Source organism: Pseudomonas sp. FYR_2, assembly GCF_043106425.1.
Lineage (GTDB): Bacteria > Pseudomonadota > Gammaproteobacteria > Pseudomonadales > Pseudomonadaceae > Aquipseudomonas > Aquipseudomonas monteilii.
The window spans coordinates 163,260-180,545 of record NZ_JBICMM010000020.1 but is presented as its reverse complement, the minus strand read 5'-3'; the positions used below and the strand labels follow the sequence as shown (position 1 = coordinate 180,545).

The following is a 17,286-nucleotide window of genomic DNA, read 5'->3' as shown; positions in this document are numbered from 1 at the left end:
CTACGTTTGTTTCGGGCCAGTAATGCCTGTGGCAGGCGCGCGCGACCGCCCTATTTGTACGACGCGATATCGCGCCATGCGCCAAGGCGTCCGCGCGCAAATCTCACAGGAATAATTGGCCCGAAACAAACGTAGGAGCGAGCGCAGCTCGCGATGCGCCGCGCGGGCGGCGCTCGATCTCAACCCCAACGCCAATCTACCGTCATACCCTACGCGGGTTGAGGATCAACAAGGCCAGTACCCCCGCCACAATCCCCCAGAACGCCGAGCCAATCGAGAACAACGTAAGCCCCGAAGCCGTCACCATGAAGGTAATCACTGCCGCTTCACGCTCACGCGCCTCGCTCATGGCCACGGTCAGCCCGTTCATGATCGAGCCGAACAGCGCCAGCGCCGCTATCGACAGCACCAGCTCTTTCGGCAACGCCGCAAACAGCGCCGCCAAGGCCGCCCCGAACACGCCGGCAATGCCGTAGAAAATCCCGCACCACACCGCGGCGGTGTAGCGTTTGCTCGGGTCTTCATGGGCGTGCGGCCCGGTGCAGATCGCCGCGCTGATCGCCGCCAGGTTTACCCCGTGCGAACCGAAAGGTGCCAGCAGCAGCGAGGCAAAGCCGGTGGCCGAAATCAGCGGCGAGGCCGGCACCTGGTAGCCGTCGGCACGCAGCACAGCCACGCCGGGCATGTTCTGCGAGGTCATGGCCACCACGAACAACGGTATGCCGATGCTGATGGTGGCCGCCAGCGAGAAGCTCGGCGTGGTCCATACCGGTTTGGCCACTTCCAGGTGGAAGCCGCTGAAGTCCAGCAGGCCCAAGGCCCCGGATAACGCAGTGCCCACCAGCAGCGCGGCCAGCACGCAGTAGCGCGGCGACAGGCGCTTGACCAGCAGGTAGCTGAAGAACATGCCCAGCACCAGCAACGTGCGGTGCTGTGCGGCAACGAAGATTTCGCTGCCGATCTTGAACAGAATGCCCGCCAGCAGCGCCGAGGCCAGCGAAGCCGGGATGCGTTTGACCAGGCGCTCGAAGCTGCCGGTCAGGCCGCAGATGAGCACAAGCACGGCGCAGGTGATGTAGGCGCCAATGGCTTCGCCATAGCTCACGCCGCCCAGGCTGGTGATCAGCAAGGCGGCACCGGGGGTGGACCAGGCGATGGTGATCGGTGTGCGGTAGCGCAGTGACAGGCCGATGCTGCACACCGCCATGCCGATTGAAAGCGCCCAGATCCAGGACGAAATCTGTGCAGTGGTAAGCCCGGCTGCCTGGCCGGCCTGGAACATCAGCACCAGCGAACTGGTATAGCCGGTGAGCATGGCGATAAAGCCGGCGACGACCGCCGACGGGGAGCTGTCTGCCAGGGGCCGCAGGCGTGCGGAGGTGGCATCGGTCATGAACAAAGTCCTTGTAAAGGTGTAAGCAGTTTTTTCAGACTACAGCGCGCAAGGTTGATCCTTGCCATACAGCGGCCATTGCTTTTAGCCGTACAGTCGCCAACTATTGGGCGCAAATGCAAAACTGCTTGGAAGGGGAGGGGCAATGTACAAGGTCTATGGCGACTACCAGTCGGGCAACTGCTACAAGGTCAAGCTGATGTTGAGCCTGCTGGGCCGGCCGTATGAATGGCACCCGGTGGATATCCTCAAGGGCGAGACCGAAACGCCCGAGTTTCTGGCGATGAACCCTAACGGCAAGGTGCCGGTGCTGGAGCTGGAAGATGGCAGTTACCTGTGGGAGTCCAATGCCATTCTCAACTTCCTGGCCGATGGCAGCGAGTTCCTGCCCAGCGAACCGCGTTTGCGTACCCAGGTGCTGCAGTGGCAGTTCTTCGAGCAGTACAGCCATGAGCCGTACATTGCCGTGGCCCGGTTTATCCAGTTCTACCTGGGGCTGCCGGACGAGCGCCTGGAGGAGTACCGCAAGCTGCACAAGGGGGGTTACAAGGCACTGAAGGTGATGGAGCGGCAGTTGCAGATGACGTCGTACCTGGTAGGTGAGCAGTATTCGATTGCCGATGTGGCGCTGTATGCCTATACCCATGTGGCGCAGCAGGGCGGGTTCGATCTGGCCGATTATCCGGCGGTAAGGGCCTGGCTGGAGCGGGTCAGCAGCCACCCGCGGCATGTGCCGATGGTGGGTTGATCTTTAGCCTGTACTGGCCTCATCGCGGGTTAACCCGCGAAGAGGCCAGTACAGGAAAACTACAAATTATCAGGCCGAAGCAAACCGCTCATCCAGGTAGGCAATGATGGCTTTGGACTCATACATCCAGGTCACTTTGCCACCTTCCTCGATCCGCAGGCACGGCACTTTCACCCGGCCGCCACCCTCTTGCAGGGCCTGACGATGCACCGGGTCGTTCTTGGCATCGCGCAGTGCCACCGGCACGTTCAGCCGGTGCAGGGTGCGGCGGGTCTTGACGCAGAACGGGCAGGCGTGGAACTGGTACAGCGCCAGGCCCTTGGCCGCTTGCTCGACGCGGGCCTGGGCGGCGGCTTCGCGTTTGCGCTTGGCCGGGCGGCTGATCCAGTCGCCGAACACGATGAGCTGGCCGAGGCCAACCCGCAGGGCTTTGACGATCATGGGCAACTCCTGAAATGAAAAAGCCGACCCGGCGGGGTCGGCTTGGGGTCAGCAGCCAATCACTTGATCAGGCTGAGGAACTCGCTGCGGGTGGCGGCGTTCTCGCGGAACTCACCCAGCATCACCGAAGTGATCATGGTCGAGTTCTGCTTCTCTACACCGCGCATCATCATGCACATGTGCTTGGCTTCGACCACCACGGCCACGCCGGCGGCACCGGTTACCTGCTGCACGGCCTCGGCGATCTGGCGGCTGAGGTTTTCCTGGATCTGCAGGCGGCGGGCGTACATGTCGACGATACGCGCAACCTTGGACAGGCCCAGTACCTTGCCCTTGGGCAGGTAGGCAACGTGTGCCTTGCCGATGAACGGCAGCATGTGGTGTTCGCACATCGAATACAGCTCGATGTCCCGGACCAGCACCATTTCGCTGTTGTCAGAGCTGAACAAAGCGTTGTTGGTGACTTCTTCCAGTGTTTGCTCATAACCGCGGCAAAGGTACTTCATCGCCTTTGCAGCCCGCTTGGGCGTGTCGAGCAGGCCCTCACGGGAGACGTCCTCGCCAATCTGGCTGAGGATCTCGGTGTAGTTCTGTTCCAGGGACATGGATCTACCTGTGGGAAAAAATCGCAAAAACGAAGGGTACGGCGGTGCGGGCGGCGCTGCAAGCGCGGCGTTACTCGTCGCGGCCTTCGAGCATGGTTCGCTTGAGCATCACATACACCGCGCCGGTGCCGCCGTGGCGGGCACTGCACGAGGCAAAACCGAGCACCTGCGGGTGCTGGCGCAGCCAAGTGTTGACGTGGCTCTTGATCATCGGGCGCTTGCCGTCCAGGCGCGCGGCCTTGCCGTGGGTCACCCGCACGCAGCGCACTTCCAGCTTGGTGGCTTCGGCGATGAAGTCCCACAGGGTTTCGCGGGCCTTTTCCACGGTCATGCCGTGCAGGTCGAGGCTGCCTTCGAACGGAATTTGCCCCAGTTTCAGCTTGCGCAACTGGCCTTCCTGCACGCCGTCGCGGCGCCACATCAGTTCGTCTTCGGCGCCAACGTCGATAACGAACTGATCGGACATGCCGTCGATGACCAGGGCCTTGTCACTGCGCACTGTCGCTGCCTGGCGCAGGCCGGCCAGCTGCTGGCGGTCGGCCTTGGGCTTGCCGACTTCGGCACGGTCGTGGCGGATTTGCTTTACGCCGCGCACTTCGGCCTTGAACAGGGAAAAATCGTCGTCTTGCATGATGCCTCCACGTGGGTGGCGTAGTTTACGCGACTGTGGGGCGTAGGTGATACCAAGCCATCAATCATGCTTCTTCATCAGGTGCGGCGACAGGTTCAACTCCCGCCCACGACGCAAGCGAATACGGCTGCGCCGCCAAAACCGCACACCCAGCCAAAGCAGTAACAAGCCAGCCCCGGTGAGGATGCTGGACAGCGGCTTGTTGGCATTGAGTTCTTGCAGGGCTGGGTAGTTACCCAGCAGGCCGGCAACACCGGCCATGGCCAGCAGCACGCCCAAGGTCGCCAGCAGGGCCGACAGGCCGGCCGCCAGGCGGGCGCCCCAGTTACGCGGTTGGCGCGGGCGCAGGCGCTTGGCGTCGAAACTGCCTTTAAGCTTCATTCCGCTCTCCTCTGTGGATATCCGGAATTCGACCTGCTGCCGCCCATCGGGTTCCGCCCGGCTGCCGGGCGGTCGTGCCCAGCCCCTTAGATCAGGCTGGCGGTGGGGGCCACGCAAGCGAAGTTGTCGGCCATCACGGCCATTTCGCACTGGTGGATCTGTGCGGCCGGGATTACCCCGTCCTTGAAGGCCAGGTCGCGGGTTGCCGAGGCGTCTTCCACCAAGGTGCACCGGTAACCATAGTCCTTGGCGCGGCGCACGGTGGTGCTGACGCTGGAGTGGCTCATGAAACCGCAGACGATCAGGTCCAGGTGGCCGAGCTCCTGCAGGGTTTCGTGCAGTTTGGTGTTTTTGAACGCGTTAGGCATGCGCTTTTCGATGACGATTTCGCCTTCCTGGGGCTCCAGCCCCGGAATGAACTGGCCGGCCGGGCCCTGTGGGTCGAAGCGGCCACCGACAGTGCCCAGGTGGCGTACATGGATGATCGGACGGCCGCTTTTGCGCGCGGCGTCGAGCAACCTGGCGATGTTGGCCACGGCCTCGTCCATGCCCGACAGCTGCAGGGGACCACTGAGGTACTCCTTTTGCGCATCGATGATGATCAGGCTGGCGTGGCTCAGCTTGGCCGGCGGGTAGTCGCGGCCAGTGAGGCGGAACATCGTGGTTGGAACGGACATCAAGGGCTCCTTGGATAGGGCTTTTGTATACCTATTGTCCCCTGCCTTGGCGCCAATGGGAATGGTTGACAACGCAAGCGGCATGGTTACTGGCCTGTGGCTAGCCTTTGGGTAAGGCAAAGGAACAAATGTGCGGGTGGGGCTGTTAGACTTTTGTCCGGTCTGAAATAGGAGTACCCCGTGATCACATCCCGTCTGCGCACGCTGCGCGACTACATCCGCTGGGCGGTCAGCCGCTTCCACGAGCACGACCTGTTCTTCGGCCACGGTGCCGACAACGCCTGGGACGAGGCCCGCCTGCTGGTGCTGGGTGCGGTGCACCTGCCATGGGAGGTGGCCGACAGCTACCTGGACTGCATGCTCGAGGACGACGAGCGGGTACGCCTGCAGCACCTGCTCAAACGCCGCATTGAAGAACGCGTGCCTGCCGCCTACCTGCTGGGCGAGGCCTGGTTCTGCGGCATGTCGTTCATCGTCGACGAACGGGTACTGGTACCGCGTTCACCCATTGGCGAACTGATCGAAAAACGCTTCGAGCCGTGGCTGGCCAGCGAGCCGGCGCGCATTCTCGACCTGTGCACCGGCTCGGGCTGCATCGGCATCGTAGCTGCCGACGTGTTCCCCGAGGCCGAGGTGGTGCTGGCCGACCTGTCGTTCCAGGCGCTTGAGGTGGCCAACCAGAACATCGAACGCCACGGCCTCGACGGCCGTGTGTACACCGTGCAGGGTGACGGTTTTGGCGGCCTGCCGGGGCAGCGTTTCGACCTGATCCTGTCCAACCCGCCGTATGTCGACGCCGAAGACTTCGACGACATGCCGGCCGAGTACCACCATGAGCCCGAGCTGGGCCTGGCCTGCGGCAACGACGGCCTGGACCTGGTGCGGCGCATGCTGGCCGAAGCGGCAGACCATCTGACCGACAAGGGCTTGCTGATTGTCGAGGTGGGCAACAGCCAGGTGCATGTCGAGGCGCTGTACCCTGAGGTGGACTTTGCCTGGCTGGAGTTCGAGCGGGGCGGGCATGGGGTATTCATGCTGACCGCTGAGCAGTGCCGTCAGCATCAGGAGCTGTTCAAAGCCCGGGTCTAGGGGCCGCCTTGATATTTGCGTAGTCTGGGAGATCGAGCGCCGCCCGCGCGGCGCATCGCGAGCTGCGCTCGCTCCTACGTTTGTTTCGGGCCAATTATTCCTGTGGGATTTGCGCGCGTACGCCTTGGCGCATGACGCTATATCGCGCCGTACCAACAAGACGGTCGTGCGCGCCTGTAACAGGCGTTACTGGCCAGAAACAAACGTAGGAGCGAGCGCAGCTCGCGATGCGCCGCGCGGGCGGCGCTCGATCTCCCAAGCGCAGAAAATGTCACGGCGAGCACATCAGAGATGCCTCAGCGCGTGGCAATCCAGATCAACAACCCCGCCTGAAACACCGCAAACGCCACCAGGCAGGTAATGGTAAAGCGCAACCCGCCGTCCTCGCGCTGGTACTTGGCCACCCGCTCATCACGCTCGCGCAGTTGCCCTTCCTTTTCCTGCAACTGCTGGTCGGCCTGCTGCAGCAGGTTGGCGGCATCCAGAATCTCCACCCGCTGCAGGCGCTCGCTGCTCCAGGCGGCCTTGAGCTGGCCCACGGTGATGTCCACGGTACGGCCCTTCAAATGCTGGCTGTCCTCGTATTCCACCTCGATACCCACCCCGCGCAAGCAGTGGTCACGGCGTAGGCGCGAGTCTTCGTTCAGCGCATCCTTGCTTGGAAGCGCCATGCCCTCCACCCGATAGTGCGACCACTTGCGCTGCAGCCACTGCACGGCCTGGGCCAGCATGAAGCGGCCGATACCACGGTTCACCGGTTCCAGTTGCAGGCCCTGTTCATTGCCGATACGTACCAGGCGCTCGGCATGGTCGACGCGGATGTCCAGGCGGTTCTGCTCTTTGTGCACTTTCTGTCCGGGCAGCTGGATCTCCATGCGCAACAGGCTGTGTGCCTTGTCGTGGCGCTCGGCATAGCCGAACTGCACAAAGCGCAGCGGCCGCGCGCCGGTGCTGCGGTCGGTGGGCAGGGCTGCCAGGCGCAGCAACTGGAAATGTTCGGCACCAAGGTCGGCCCAGGGCAGGGCGGCGCTTGGCTGGGGCTCTTCGGCCGGCTCTACGGCGGCAGGGGCTATTGTCATCAGGGCAAGTCCTCGGCTATGCCTGCTGTATCGGCAGGCTTGCCAAGGACCTGAGCCCGATTACTTTACGCGGAAGGCAAATGCTGGATGAACGTCACAATTCGCTCACCCAGCTCGTGTGCCAGCGGTAGTTCTGGGTTGAGGTAGCTGTCGCGCTGCTGGCTCATGCTTTTGGGGCTGATGCGCAGCATGTGGTTCATGCCGTCGATCAGCACCAGTTGTGCATCCGGCTTGGCTGCCTTCAGCCGTTCGGCATCGGCCACATCCACCTGCACATCGTTGCGCCCTTGCACGATCAAGGCGGGCATGGGCAGGCGGGCAAAGGCGGCTGCCGGGTTTTGCTGAAACAGCGAAATCAGGTACGGCTGCACGCTGGGACGGAACACCTGGCGCAGCGGCGCGGGCACTTCCAGGCTGGTCTGCCCGGCTTGCAGGCGGTCGAGCAGGGCGTTGCCACCGGCCAGTTGCGCTGGCGGCAGGCGACGGGCCAGCTGTTCGCGCAGGACTTCGGCCAGCGGCCGCCCGCTGCCGGCCAGGGTGATCACCGCACTGGCACCTGCCTGCTCGGCGGCCAGGCTGGCGATCAGCGCGCCTTCGCTGTGGCCAACGAGGATCAGCTGGCCGAAGCGGGGGTCGGCTTTCAGCTTGTGGCTCCAGGCGACCACATCCGCGACATAGCGCTCCACGCTGAGGTCACGCTCGTCAGGCGTGGCCGGCTGGCTGGCGGCCACCCCGCGCTTGTCGTAGCGCACGCTGGCGATGTGCTCGTTGGCCAGCAGCAGGGCCAGGCGCTTGAGATTGTCGAGCCGGCCTGACGCCGGGTTGTTGCCATCGCGGTCGGTGGGGCCGGAGCCGGCGATGATCAGCACCACCGGCGGCGGCGTGGCCTGTTGCGGCAACAGCAGGCTGCCGTGCAGCACGCCCTGGCCGGTGTCCAGGTCGATGGGGCGTTGCAGCACGGTGGGGGCGGCGGCCTGGGCCAGGCTGGTGCACAGCAGGAAGAGCAGGGCGACGAGGCGCGACATCATGCGGTACTACATGGGGAGATGGTGGTTTGACCCAATGTTTTCGGGAAGGTTCTCTGGCAGTGCACGGCAGGTTCGTCCGCTTCGCGGGCAAGCCCGCGAAGAGGCCAGCACAGGCGGGCAATCCATCTGTATACTGCCTGCTTTCGTTCACCTCAGGCAGAACTCGCGGAGCGTCCATGTCCGGCAATACCTACGGCAAGCTGTTCACTGTCACCACCGCTGGCGAAAGCCATGGCCCGGCGTTGGTCGCCATTGTCGATGGATGCCCACCGGGCCTGGAGATTTCCCTGGCCGACCTGCAGCACGACCTCGACCGGCGCAAGCCCGGCACCAGCCGGCACACCACGCAGCGTCAGGAAGCCGACGAGGTGGAAATCCTCTCTGGCGTGTTCGAAGGCCGTACCACGGGCTGCTCGATCGGCCTGCTGATTCGCAACACTGACCAGAAGTCCAAGGACTACTCGGCCATCAAGGACCTGTTCCGCCCGGCCCACGCCGACTACACCTACCATCACAAGTACGGCATCCGCGACTACCGCGGTGGTGGCCGCAGTTCGGCCCGCGAAACCGCCATGCGCGTGGCTGCCGGTGCCATTGCCAAGAAGTACCTGGCCACCCAGGGCATTACCGTGCGTGGCTACATGAGCCAGCTGGGCCCGATCGAAATCCCGTTCAAGACCTGGGAATCGGTGGAGCAGAACGCTTTCTTCAGCCCCGACCCGGACAAGGTACCGGAGCTCGAGGCTTACATGGACCAGCTGCGCCGGGACCAGGATTCGGTGGGAGCCAAAATCACCGTGGTGGCCGAAGGCGTGATGCCGGGTTTGGGCGAACCGATCTTCGACCGTCTGGACGCAGAGCTGGCCCACGCGCTGATGAGCATCAACGCGGTCAAGGGCGTGGAAATCGGCGCCGGCTTCGCCAGCGTTGCCCAGCGTGGTACCGAACACCGTGACGAGCTGACCCCGGAAGGCTTCCTCAGCAACAACGCCGGCGGCATCCTGGGTGGCATTTCGTCGGGCCAGCCGATCGTTGCTCACCTGGCATTGAAGCCGACTTCCAGCATCACCACCCCGGGCCGTTCGATCGACATCGACGGCAACCCGGTGGACGTCATCACCAAAGGTCGCCACGACCCGTGCGTGGGCATCCGCGCTACGCCGATCGCCGAGGCGATGATGGCCATCGCGCTGATGGACCACCTGCTGCGTCACCGTGCGCAGAATGCTGATGTGAAGGTGAATACCCCGGTGCTGGGCCAGCTCTGATTCGCCTGCACCGGCCCTATCGCCGGCAAGCCAGCTCCCACAGGTACCCCGCAATGCCCAGGCCTGTGGTAATCCTGTGGGAGCTGGCTTGCCGGCGATAGGGCCGGAACAGGTCTACACAAGGCCATCCCATGCCCCCGATCCCCTACTGGCGCCTGTCCAGCTTCTATCTCTTCTACTTCGCGCTGCTAGGCTCCACTGCCCCTTTCCTGGCGCTGTACTTCGACCACCTGGGCTTCTCCCCAGCACGCATCGGCGAGCTGGTGGCCATCCCCATGCTGATGCGCTGCGTTGCCCCCAACCTGTGGGGCTGGCTGGGCGACCGCACCGGCCAGCGCCTGCTGATCGTGCGCCTGGGGGCGTTGTGCACCCTGGCCACCTTCGCCCTGATCTTCTTCGGCAAAAGTTACGCGTGGCTGGCGCTGGTAATGGCCCTGCACGCGTTCTTCTGGCACGCGGTACTGCCCCAGTTCGAGGTCATTACCCTGGCCCACCTGCACGGGCAAACGTCGCGCTACAGCCAGGTGCGCCTGTGGGGCTCGATCGGCTTCATCCTGACCGTGGTCGGCCTGGGCCGCCTGTTCGAATGGTTGAGCCTGGACATCTACCCGGTGGCGCTGGTCACCATCATGGCCGGCATTGTCGCCGCCAGCCTGTGGGTACCCAATGCCCAGCCGGTGGAGCAAGGTGAGCGCAGCAGCGCCGGGGGCTTTTTGCAGCAGTTACGCGCCTCCGGGGTGATCGCGTTCTACGCTTGCGTGGCGCTGATGCAGCTCAGCCATGGGCCTTACTACACCTTTCTGACCCTTCACCTGGAGCACCTGGGCTATAGCCGTGGAGCCATCGGTTTGCTGTGGGCGCTGGGGGTGGTGGCCGAAGTGCTGATGTTCATGGTCATGAGCCGCCTGTTTGCCCGCTTCAGCGTGCAGCGGGTGTTGTTGGCCAGTTTCCTGCTGGCGGCCGTACGCTGGCTGTTGCTGGGCAACCTGGCAGGTGAGCCGGCCGTGCTGATCTTTGCCCAGTTGCTGCACGCGGCCACCTTTGGCTGCTTCCATGCCGCCAGCATCGCCTTCGTGCAGGCCAGCTTTGGCGCCCGCCAACAAGGCCAGGGCCAGGCGCTGTATGCGGCACTGTCGGGTACCGGGGGCGCATTGGGGGCGTTGTATTCGGGCTACAGCTGGAAACTGCTGGGCCCTACCTTCACCTTTGGTATGGCCAGTGCCGCAGCCTTGGCCGCAGCCGTTATCATTGCCCTTTGTTCGCAACCGACCAGGACCCGCCCCTGATGAGCATTCTCAGCGTTTTCCACCCCTCCAGCCCGGAACTGCCGAACAAGGTGCTGACGCACCACGACGATATCGTCGCCACCCTGGCCGAGCAGGGCGTGCGTTTTGTGCATGCCGGGCATGGCTTGCGGGTACGCCCTGGTACGGCCGAAGGCGAGGTGCTGGACGCATGCCGTGAGCATTTGGACCAGTTGATGACGGCGCATGGCTGCAAGGCATTCGTGCTGTTGAACCGCGACGGTGAAGACCCGGCGCAGGTCGATGTGCGCGATGAACATGTGCATGATGCCGAAGAGGTGTTTGCCGTAGTCAGCGGCCGTGCGCAGGTTGGCCTGCGTTTGGGCGACCGGGTGTATTCGGTGCTGTGCGAGAAGGGTGACCGGTTGGTGGTGCCGGCGGGGACGCGGCGTTGGGTGGAGCTGGGAGATACGCCGTTTTGCCTGGCGCTGCGGTTGTATGGCAGCGAGCACGGTGTGCAGGCGCGGTTTACCGGGGATGGGACGGCGCGGGCGTTTCTGGGAATTGATGAGTTGTAGTGGCCTTTCTGGCCTCTTCGCGCGCTTGCCCGCGAAGAGGCCAGGTGAAGCAACACCAAACTCAGCGATAGGTCGGCAGGGCAAACCGCTGCTGACTTTGCAGCATCGAAATCACCGGCAATTCGCTAGCCTGTTCAGCCAGGTCACGGCGAATGGCGCTGATCGCCCATGACAGCTGCTCGGCACTGTGCAGTTGCGCATAGGTGAGCACCCGGCGGGTAACCTTGCCGTCGGCTGCGCGCAGGGTCAGCAGCACGCCGCCATCGGGGCGGGCCTGGGTATTGACCTGGTAAGCAGAAAATACCGAGACGAACTTTTGCTGGATGAGGTCCATATCAACTCCTGGCTGTTGTGTGGCAGACAGGAGTAGATAATTGCAGCGACCGTGCCAGATGTTGATTCCAAAAAAATCCAGTAAATACAAGGCTTTACGGAGACTCTACGAAGGCGCCACCGTGCAGGTTGCATGGTCATGCATTTTGCACAGTGCATTTTGCACGAGTCAGGCATTGCCTATCGGTCCCATAGAAACTGAACCTTTGACCCCACTGGCGTGCCTGACAAACACTTGGGCAATCATTTATGCCAGGAGGTTCCGATGACCCGCCAGACCGCCCCCGCCACCATGACCGATGACGAAACCGTCGCATTCGCCGAACAGGTATTTGAACGTGCCCGCCAGGGTGATGCCGAAATGCTCGAGCGCCTGCTTGCCAGCGGCCTGCCGGCCGACCTGCGCAACCATAAGGGCGATACCCTGCTGATGCTGGCCAGCTACCACGGCCACCACGAAGCAGTGCGCGTGCTGCTGGCCCACGGTGCCGACCCGTTGATTGCCAACGACAACGGCCAGCTGCCTATCGCCGGGGCCGCCTTCAAGGGGGACCTGGCGATGATCCGGTTGTTGCTTGAGCACGGCGTCCCTGTGGACGCCGCTGCGCAGGACGGGCGCACGGCGTTGATGCTGGCGGCCATGTTCAATCGCAGCGAGATACTCGACTACCTGCTGGCCCAAGGCGCCGACCCGACGCGCCAGGATGCCCGCGGCGCCACTGCGCTGATGGCGGCGCAAACCATGGGGGCTGAAGACGCCGCCGCCCGCCTGCAAGCGCTGGCCGGCTAACCATCTGGGGGCATTTGCGGCTATCCTTGGCGACTTTTCACCCGTCGCAGGCCCCCTTTCATGAAAACTCAGTTGCTCGAATTCATCAGCCTCATTGGCGCTGGCTGCATGCGCGAGGCCGACATCGAGCGCATCGCCGACGAGGCCGCCCAGGCCTATGCCGACCCGGCTGCTTTCCTGGCCGCCAACCCCGATATCAACTACGACGACACGTTCCCGATTCCGCTGGGTGAATGGGTGGTGCTGGGCAGCCTGCCGGACACCGTGGTGTTCCAGGCCGACAGCTACCAGGACCTGTTCCAGCAGATCAGCGACTCGTTCGACAACAGCGTGCCGTTCACCCTCAAGCCCAAGCAGCTGGCCCGTACCGAGCCACTGACCGCGCTCAACCGCATTCAGGTGCAGATGGGTGCATTGAACAAAGAGGCGGGGGGTTATGTGCTGCTGAACTTCAGCCAGTTGCTGGATGACGAGCTGCAGATGGTGATGGTGGGGCAGAATGACCTGGCGCGGGTGCTGGAGTTGGGGGCAGAGGTGGGCATCAAGGTGGAGCCGGCCCTGGAAGCCCTGAAGGTCGCCGTCCACATCTAAAGCCTGGCGCGCTCCTGCACAGGTCTGTGCAGGGTAGCCTCAGCCCAACGCGGTATCCAGAAACATCATCACCGCAAACCCACCCATCAACCCCAGGGTCGCCGCCGTCTGGTGCCCGTTGCGGTGGGTTTCCGGGATCACCTCGTGGCTGACCACAAAGATCATCGCCCCTGCCGCCAGCCCCATGCTGATCGGGTAGGCCAGGGCGAAGCCTGTGGAAATCCCCAGCCCGATCACCGCCCCCAATGGCTCCATCAAACCCGAACCGATCGCCACCAGCGCAGCCTTGAGGCTCGCCAGCCCAGTGGCACGCAGTGCCAGGGCCACGGCCAGCCCTTCAGGGATGTCCTGAATGGCGATAGCGCTGGTCAGCGGCAGGCCGATGTTCATGTCGCCATTGGCGAAGCTCACGCCGATGGCCATGCCTTCAGGCAGGTTGTGCAGGGTGATCGCCAGCACGAACAGCCACACCCGGCTGATGCGCTCGGCTTCGGGGCCACAGGGGCCTGTGCTTTCATGCTCGTGCGGGGTGAAGCGGTCCAGGCCCAGCATCAACAGCACGCCCAACCCCATGCCCAGCACCACGGTAAAGGCCGCAGCCGGGCCGTTGCCGGTAATCTCGCGGGCCGCATCCAGGCCCGGCAGAATGAGCGAAAACGAGCTGGCGGCGAGCATCATGCCGGCGGCAAAGCCCAGCATCACGTCCTGGGTGCGGGCGCTGACATCGCGCAGCACCACCGCCAGCACAGCACCCAGGGCGGTAGCGCCAAAGCCGGACAACCCGCCCAGTACTGCAAGGTGCAGGTTATCGGCGTGGTCGCCGTTCACCGCGTTCCACACGCTGGCGCCCAGCAGCACGATCACCGCCAGCAGGCTAAGGCCGAGACCGGCGCTGAGCCAGGGGGTGTTCACGGCCTGCTGGCGCCAAGCGTTCAGCAGTGAGGGTGGGGCGGCGCTTTGCGTGTGGGTGGGGGGCATACGAACCTCGAATCAATGAATACCGGCAGTCTACTCAGAGACCTGCGCCCATCGCCAAGGATTCGCTTCTATTGGCGCGATAGCTGACTATGCTGTGCAGCAAAGCCTTTTAACAGGAGTTTTAGCATGGGGTCGACATTCAACAGCCTGGTGGGGCTGATCATCCTGGCGCTGGATATCTGGGCCATCCTCAATGTGATCAAGAGTGGCAGCGAGGTGGGCATCAAAGTGTTGTGGATCTTGCTGATTGCTTTGCTGCCGGTGGTGGGCCTGGTGATTTGGGCCATCGCGGGGCCGCGGGGAAATGTGCGCATCTGAAAGGCCGGCACAGACAAAACCCGCAACACCCCGGTGACAAAATTTTCACATTGGTTTAAACAGAATCCGCACCCGCATAATGCTGCGTTGGTCTAGCGCCAGCGCCCCTTCGCAAACCGCAATCCTAGGACCTTCCCATTCATGGCTAACACGGACGCCTTGAAGCAACAGGGCGCGCGAACGTCGTTTTCGCCGACCCTGAAATCCCACCTGGCCTACACGCTGCTCAGTGGCCTGGTGATCATGCTGATGCTCAGCCTGGTGCGCCTGGCGCTGCTGGTCTACAACAGCGACATGGTCGGCGATACGCCGTATTCCACGGTAGCCGAAGGCTTCCTCAACGGCTTGCGCTTCGACCTGCGGGTGGTGGTGTACCTCAGCATCCCGCTGCTGCTGGCGATCCTCAGCCCCTGGGCCATGGCCCGGCGTGGCGTGTTCCGCTTCTGGCTGACCCTCACCTCCAGCGTGGTGATGTTCCTCGGCCTGATGGAGATGGACTTCTACCGCGAGTTCCACCAGCGCCTCAACGGCCTGGTGTTCCAGTACATCAAGGAGGACCCGAAAACCGTCATGAGCATGCTCTGGTACGGCTTCCCGGTGGTGCGCTACCTGCTGGCCTGGGCCTTCGGCACCTGGCTGTTGAGCCTGCTGTTCAAGGGTATCGACCGTGCCACCCGGGGTGAGGGCGTGCAGCGCGTTGCACCGTGGTACAACCGCCTGGCGGTGTTCATGGTGATTTTGCTGGTGGCCGTGGTCGCTGCCCGTGGCACCCTGCGCCAAGGGCCACCGATGCGCTGGGGTGATGCTTTCACCACCGACTCCAACTTCGTCAACCAGCTGGGCCTGAACGGCACCCTGACCCTGATCGACGCCGCCAAGAGCCGCTTCGGCGAAGACCGCGCCAACATCTGGAAGCCGGTGCTGGAGCAGAATGTGGCCACGCAAAGCGTGCGCGAACAGCTGCTGACCGCCAACGACACCCTGGTCGATGCCGACGAGGCTGCCATCCGCCGCGACTTCGTGCCGCCGGCTGACCGCACCCTGCCGATCAAGAACGTGGTGGTGATCCTTATGGAGAGCTTCGCCGGCCATTCGGTGGGCGCGCTGGGCAGCCCCAACAACATCACCCCATACTTCGACAAGCTGGCCAAAGAAGGCCTGCTGTTCGACCGCTTCTTCTCCAACGGCACTCATACCCATCAGGGCATGTTTGCCACCATGGCCTGCTTCCCCAACCTGCCGGGCTTCGAGTACCTGATGCAAACCCCGGAAGGCGGCCACAAGCTGTCTGGCCTGCCGGCCCTGCTCAGCGCTCGCGACTACGACGATGTGTACGTCTACAACGGCGACTTTGCCTGGGACAACCAGTCCGGGTTCTTCGGCAACCAGGGCATGACCACCTTCATCGGCCGTAACGACTTCGTCAACCCGGTGTTCTCCGACCCGACCTGGGGCGTGTCTGACCAGGACATGTTCGACCGCGGTAACGAGGAACTGGCCAAGCACGACGGCAAAAAGCCGATCTACGCGCTGCTGCAGACGCTGTCCAACCACACGCCATACGCGCTGCCGAGAGACCTGCTAGTCGAGAAGGTCACCGGCCAGGGCCGCCTGGATGAGCACCTGACCGCCATGCGCTATTCGGACTGGGCGCTGGGCCAGTTCTTCGAGAAGGCGCGTAAAGAGCCTTACTTCAAGGAAACCCTGTTCGTCATCGTCGGCGACCATGGCTTTGGCAACCACCAGCAGGTCACCGAGCTGGACCTGGGCCGTTTCAACGTACCGCTGCTGCTGATTGCCCCGGGCATTCAGGAGAAGTTCGGTGCGGTGAATCACACCGTGGGTACCCAGGTCGATATCGTGCCGACCATCATGGGCCGCCTGGGTGGCCAGACCCGTCACCAGTGCTGGGGCCGCGACCTGCTCAACCTGCCTGAAGGCGACCAGGGTGTGGGCATGATCAAGCCGTCGGGCAGCGAGCAGATTGTTGGCCTGGTACAGGGCGACCGCATCCTGATCGAGTCCAAGGACATGAGCCCGCGTATGTACCGCTACCAGCTGGGCAGCGAGTTCAAGGCTGAGCTGATCGAAAGCCCGGACCAGCCGGAAATGCTCAAGAAGCTCGAAGCGTACATTCAGACCGCGACCAAGAGCCTGCTGGATAACACCGCTGGCGTGGTGCACGGCACACCGAAGTAACGCTGCAACAAGGGCCGCATTGCGGCCCTTTTGCGGGCAGACTGAACAAATTCCCAGCCCCAGGGTCAGTTATTCAGGCATCACACCAACTGATGTTCTTGAATTGAGAGGGCTCGTTCAATGAAAGCGTGGGAAGTCATTTTTGCCGATCAGAAAGGCGAACCGTCCACCATGACACTGCGGGCCGAGCACTGTCCCAGCGAAGAGGACGCCGCGCGGGCCATCCGTTCGCACCTGTTCCCGGTCATGGACGAGCTGGACCTCAACGACTTCCAGGACCGCACCATTTCCCCTACCGCCCGCTGGCTGAAAGAGCATAGCGGCGTGACCATCACCAGCATTCACGAAGCACCCTGACCCACACGTTTGCGTGGCGCCTTTGCAGGCACTACGCTACTGGAAGGTGCCGCCTATTCTGCAGGTTGGCACCGCTTCAATTCGCGTCTTGCATCAGCTCGAACTGCCCGGCCAATGACTGCCGGCAGGTGCGTAGTGCACGGAAAGTCTATCCATAGCATTATTCAGGAGGACGATTCATGAGCAGCCAGAACGACGATATCAGCAGTAACGTCCTGCGCCAGATGAAAGCTGGCGGGTTCGACTTCACCCAGATCCACCCCATCGAGTTCTATGCCGTATTCCCCGACGAAGCAGGGGCCCGCCGCGCGGCCGGGCAGTTTCGTGGCGAATCGCTCAATGCCCAGGTGAAGGAGCTGGGCGACGGTGCCTGGCACCTGGAACTGAGCAAGGTCATGTATGCCACCTATGGCGGGATTGGCGACTTTGAAGAGGCCTTCGAACAGTTGGTGACACCTTATGGGGGGGAGGTGGAAGGGTGGGGCGTCAAGCATGAGCGGCCGATTGCCTGAGTGTATTGTGTTGCCTTTTTCGCGGGCTCGCCCGCGAAGAAGCACA

The 17,286-nt window shown here is 63.1% G+C and carries 21 protein-coding genes; 11 read left to right on the top strand and 10 right to left on the bottom strand.

The genetic code is table 11. The annotated features are described in order from the left end of the window. Positions 1-202 precede the first annotated feature (202 nt). Positions 203-1,393, bottom strand: coding sequence for a benzoate/H(+) symporter BenE family transporter (locus ACF8R4_RS10985; protein WP_392492361.1), 1,191 nt, complete (start codon positions 1,391-1,393; stop codon positions 203-205). 145 nt (positions 1,394-1,538) lie between these two features. Here ACF8R4_RS10985 and ACF8R4_RS10980 point away from each other — a divergent pair, with 145 nt between their 5' ends. Beyond that, positions 1,539-2,141, top strand: a complete 603-nt coding sequence (locus ACF8R4_RS10980; protein WP_223623312.1) for a glutathione S-transferase family protein — start codon at positions 1,539-1,541, stop codon at positions 2,139-2,141. A 69-nt stretch (positions 2,142-2,210) separates the two neighbouring features. Here the strand turns inward: ACF8R4_RS10980 and ACF8R4_RS10975 are convergent, their stop codons facing one another. The 5 genes from ACF8R4_RS10975 to ACF8R4_RS10955 form a co-directional block, all read right to left on the bottom strand. Then, the gene (locus tag ACF8R4_RS10975; protein ID WP_060497503.1) at positions 2,211-2,582 is read right to left on the bottom strand and encodes a glutaredoxin domain-containing protein; all 372 of its coding nucleotides are present in this window, start codon (positions 2,580-2,582) and stop codon (positions 2,211-2,213) included. Positions 2,583-2,641: 59 nt separating this feature from the next. After that, the gene (gene folE, locus ACF8R4_RS10970) at positions 2,642-3,187 is read right to left on the bottom strand and encodes a GTP cyclohydrolase I FolE (RefSeq protein ID WP_012271077.1); all 546 of its coding nucleotides are present in this window, start codon (positions 3,185-3,187) and stop codon (positions 2,642-2,644) included. 70 nt (positions 3,188-3,257) lie between these two features. Continuing rightward, complete coding sequence (locus ACF8R4_RS10965) at positions 3,258-3,818, bottom strand: Smr/MutS family protein (protein WP_016715062.1); 561 nt, start codon at positions 3,816-3,818, stop codon at positions 3,258-3,260. Positions 3,819-3,878: 60 nt separating this feature from the next. Then, complete coding sequence (locus ACF8R4_RS10960) at positions 3,879-4,199, bottom strand: hypothetical protein (RefSeq protein ID WP_016715063.1); 321 nt, start codon at positions 4,197-4,199, stop codon at positions 3,879-3,881. Positions 4,200-4,285: 86 nt separating this feature from the next. Then, positions 4,286-4,876, bottom strand: a complete 591-nt coding sequence (locus ACF8R4_RS10955) for a cysteine hydrolase family protein (RefSeq protein WP_016715064.1) — start codon at positions 4,874-4,876, stop codon at positions 4,286-4,288. A gap of 180 nt (positions 4,877-5,056) precedes the next feature. Here ACF8R4_RS10955 and prmB point away from each other — a divergent pair, with 180 nt between their 5' ends. Further along, a complete protein-coding gene (gene prmB, locus ACF8R4_RS10950) occupies positions 5,057-5,965 on the top strand; it encodes a 50S ribosomal protein L3 N(5)-glutamine methyltransferase (protein WP_016715065.1) in 909 nt (302 codons plus the stop codon). Between the two features lie 296 nt (positions 5,966-6,261). On the opposite strand, the gene ACF8R4_RS10945 is transcribed toward prmB, so the two are convergent. Both ACF8R4_RS10945 and ACF8R4_RS10940 read right to left on the bottom strand, forming a co-directional pair. Next, on the bottom strand, positions 6,262-7,044 hold the full coding sequence (locus ACF8R4_RS10945) for a hypothetical protein (RefSeq protein ID WP_060497500.1): 783 nt from the start codon (positions 7,042-7,044) through the stop codon (positions 6,262-6,264). 65 nt (positions 7,045-7,109) lie between these two features. Continuing rightward, the gene (locus ACF8R4_RS10940) at positions 7,110-8,072 is read right to left on the bottom strand and encodes an alpha/beta hydrolase (protein WP_392492359.1); all 963 of its coding nucleotides are present in this window, start codon (positions 8,070-8,072) and stop codon (positions 7,110-7,112) included. A gap of 176 nt (positions 8,073-8,248) precedes the next feature. Here ACF8R4_RS10940 and aroC point away from each other — a divergent pair, with 176 nt between their 5' ends. The 3 genes from aroC to ACF8R4_RS10925 all read left to right on the top strand — a co-directional run bounded on the left by aroC (position 8,249) and on the right by ACF8R4_RS10925 (position 11,162). Then, positions 8,249-9,340 carry a chorismate synthase gene (aroC, locus tag ACF8R4_RS10935; RefSeq protein WP_016715068.1) on the top strand — a complete coding sequence of 364 codons (1,092 nt, stop codon included), beginning with the start codon at positions 8,249-8,251 and terminating at the stop codon, positions 9,338-9,340. A gap of 131 nt (positions 9,341-9,471) precedes the next feature. Then, positions 9,472-10,626: an MFS transporter gene (locus ACF8R4_RS10930; protein ID WP_104834171.1), complete on the top strand. Its 1,155-nt coding sequence runs from the start codon at positions 9,472-9,474 to the stop codon at positions 10,624-10,626. Continuing rightward, a complete protein-coding gene (locus ACF8R4_RS10925; RefSeq protein WP_060497496.1) occupies positions 10,626-11,162 on the top strand; it encodes an oxidase in 537 nt (178 codons plus the stop codon). Before ACF8R4_RS10930 ends, ACF8R4_RS10925 begins: the two co-directional genes overlap by 1 nt. Before the next feature lie 61 nt (positions 11,163-11,223). On the opposite strand, the gene ACF8R4_RS10920 is transcribed toward ACF8R4_RS10925, so the two are convergent. Further along, positions 11,224-11,496: a DUF3509 domain-containing protein gene (locus tag ACF8R4_RS10920; RefSeq protein WP_016715071.1), complete on the bottom strand. Its 273-nt coding sequence runs from the start codon at positions 11,494-11,496 to the stop codon at positions 11,224-11,226. A 264-nt stretch (positions 11,497-11,760) separates the two neighbouring features. On the opposite strand from ACF8R4_RS10920, the gene ACF8R4_RS10915 reads away from it, so the two are divergent. Together ACF8R4_RS10915 and ACF8R4_RS10910 are read left to right on the top strand one after the other, a co-directional pair. After that, positions 11,761-12,285, top strand: coding sequence for an ankyrin repeat domain-containing protein (locus tag ACF8R4_RS10915; protein WP_392492357.1), 525 nt, complete (start codon positions 11,761-11,763; stop codon positions 12,283-12,285). A 60-nt stretch (positions 12,286-12,345) separates the two neighbouring features. After that, the gene (locus ACF8R4_RS10910) at positions 12,346-12,876 is read left to right on the top strand and encodes a hypothetical protein (RefSeq protein WP_016715073.1); all 531 of its coding nucleotides are present in this window, start codon (positions 12,346-12,348) and stop codon (positions 12,874-12,876) included. Positions 12,877-12,915: 39 nt separating this feature from the next. On the opposite strand, the gene ACF8R4_RS10905 is transcribed toward ACF8R4_RS10910, so the two are convergent. After that, the gene (locus ACF8R4_RS10905) at positions 12,916-13,854 is read right to left on the bottom strand and encodes a ZIP family metal transporter (protein ID WP_060497494.1); all 939 of its coding nucleotides are present in this window, start codon (positions 13,852-13,854) and stop codon (positions 12,916-12,918) included. A gap of 126 nt (positions 13,855-13,980) precedes the next feature. On the opposite strand from ACF8R4_RS10905, the gene ACF8R4_RS10900 reads away from it, so the two are divergent. The 4 genes from ACF8R4_RS10900 (at position 13,981) to ACF8R4_RS10885 (ending at position 17,240) form a co-directional block, all read left to right on the top strand. Next, positions 13,981-14,172 (top strand): PLDc N-terminal domain-containing protein, encoded by a 192-nt coding sequence (locus ACF8R4_RS10900; RefSeq protein WP_012271091.1) that lies wholly within the window; start codon positions 13,981-13,983, stop codon positions 14,170-14,172. A 141-nt stretch (positions 14,173-14,313) separates the two neighbouring features. After that, positions 14,314-16,371 (top strand): LTA synthase family protein, encoded by a 2,058-nt coding sequence (locus tag ACF8R4_RS10895; protein ID WP_392492355.1) that lies wholly within the window; start codon positions 14,314-14,316, stop codon positions 16,369-16,371. 120 nt (positions 16,372-16,491) lie between these two features. Further along, a complete protein-coding gene (locus tag ACF8R4_RS10890) occupies positions 16,492-16,728 on the top strand; it encodes a hypothetical protein (RefSeq protein ID WP_016715076.1) in 237 nt (78 codons plus the stop codon). A gap of 179 nt (positions 16,729-16,907) precedes the next feature. Then, a complete protein-coding gene (locus tag ACF8R4_RS10885) occupies positions 16,908-17,240 on the top strand; it encodes a ribonuclease E inhibitor RraB (protein WP_016715077.1) in 333 nt (110 codons plus the stop codon). The last annotated feature ends 46 nt before the right edge of the window (positions 17,241-17,286 follow it).

Excerpts from the sequence above, each read along its gene's own strand:
- ACF8R4_RS10985 (WP_392492361.1), bottom strand. The coding sequence starts at position 1,393 with ATGACCGATGCCACCTCCGCACGCCTGCGGCCCCTGGCAGACAGCTCC.
- ACF8R4_RS10980 (WP_223623312.1), top strand. The coding sequence starts at position 1,539 with ATGTACAAGGTCTATGGCGACTACCAGTCGGGCAACTGCTACAAGGTC.
- ACF8R4_RS10975 (WP_060497503.1), bottom strand. The coding sequence starts at position 2,582 with ATGATCGTCAAAGCCCTGCGGGTTGGCCTCGGCCAGCTCATCGTGTTC.
- folE (WP_012271077.1), bottom strand. The coding sequence starts at position 3,187 with ATGTCCCTGGAACAGAACTACACCGAGATCCTCAGCCAGATTGGCGAG.
- ACF8R4_RS10965 (WP_016715062.1), bottom strand. The coding sequence starts at position 3,818 with ATGCAAGACGACGATTTTTCCCTGTTCAAGGCCGAAGTGCGCGGCGTA.
- ACF8R4_RS10960 (WP_016715063.1), bottom strand. The coding sequence starts at position 4,199 with ATGAAGCTTAAAGGCAGTTTCGACGCCAAGCGCCTGCGCCCGCGCCAA.
- ACF8R4_RS10955 (WP_016715064.1), bottom strand. The coding sequence starts at position 4,876 with ATGTCCGTTCCAACCACGATGTTCCGCCTCACTGGCCGCGACTACCCG.
- ACF8R4_RS10945 (WP_060497500.1), bottom strand. The coding sequence starts at position 7,044 with ATGACAATAGCCCCTGCCGCCGTAGAGCCGGCCGAAGAGCCCCAGCCA.
- ACF8R4_RS10940 (WP_392492359.1), bottom strand. The coding sequence starts at position 8,072 with ATGATGTCGCGCCTCGTCGCCCTGCTCTTCCTGCTGTGCACCAGCCTG.
- aroC (WP_016715068.1), top strand. The coding sequence starts at position 8,249 with ATGTCCGGCAATACCTACGGCAAGCTGTTCACTGTCACCACCGCTGGC.
- ACF8R4_RS10930 (WP_104834171.1), top strand. The coding sequence starts at position 9,472 with ATGCCCCCGATCCCCTACTGGCGCCTGTCCAGCTTCTATCTCTTCTAC.
- ACF8R4_RS10925 (WP_060497496.1), top strand. The coding sequence starts at position 10,626 with ATGAGCATTCTCAGCGTTTTCCACCCCTCCAGCCCGGAACTGCCGAAC.
- ACF8R4_RS10920 (WP_016715071.1), bottom strand. The coding sequence starts at position 11,496 with ATGGACCTCATCCAGCAAAAGTTCGTCTCGGTATTTTCTGCTTACCAG.
- ACF8R4_RS10915 (WP_392492357.1), top strand. The coding sequence starts at position 11,761 with ATGACCCGCCAGACCGCCCCCGCCACCATGACCGATGACGAAACCGTC.
- ACF8R4_RS10910 (WP_016715073.1), top strand. The coding sequence starts at position 12,346 with ATGAAAACTCAGTTGCTCGAATTCATCAGCCTCATTGGCGCTGGCTGC.
- ACF8R4_RS10905 (WP_060497494.1), bottom strand. The coding sequence starts at position 13,854 with ATGCCCCCCACCCACACGCAAAGCGCCGCCCCACCCTCACTGCTGAAC.
- ACF8R4_RS10900 (WP_012271091.1), top strand. The coding sequence starts at position 13,981 with ATGGGGTCGACATTCAACAGCCTGGTGGGGCTGATCATCCTGGCGCTG.
- ACF8R4_RS10895 (WP_392492355.1), top strand. The coding sequence starts at position 14,314 with ATGGCTAACACGGACGCCTTGAAGCAACAGGGCGCGCGAACGTCGTTT.
- ACF8R4_RS10890 (WP_016715076.1), top strand. The coding sequence starts at position 16,492 with ATGAAAGCGTGGGAAGTCATTTTTGCCGATCAGAAAGGCGAACCGTCC.
- ACF8R4_RS10885 (WP_016715077.1), top strand. The coding sequence starts at position 16,908 with ATGAGCAGCCAGAACGACGATATCAGCAGTAACGTCCTGCGCCAGATG.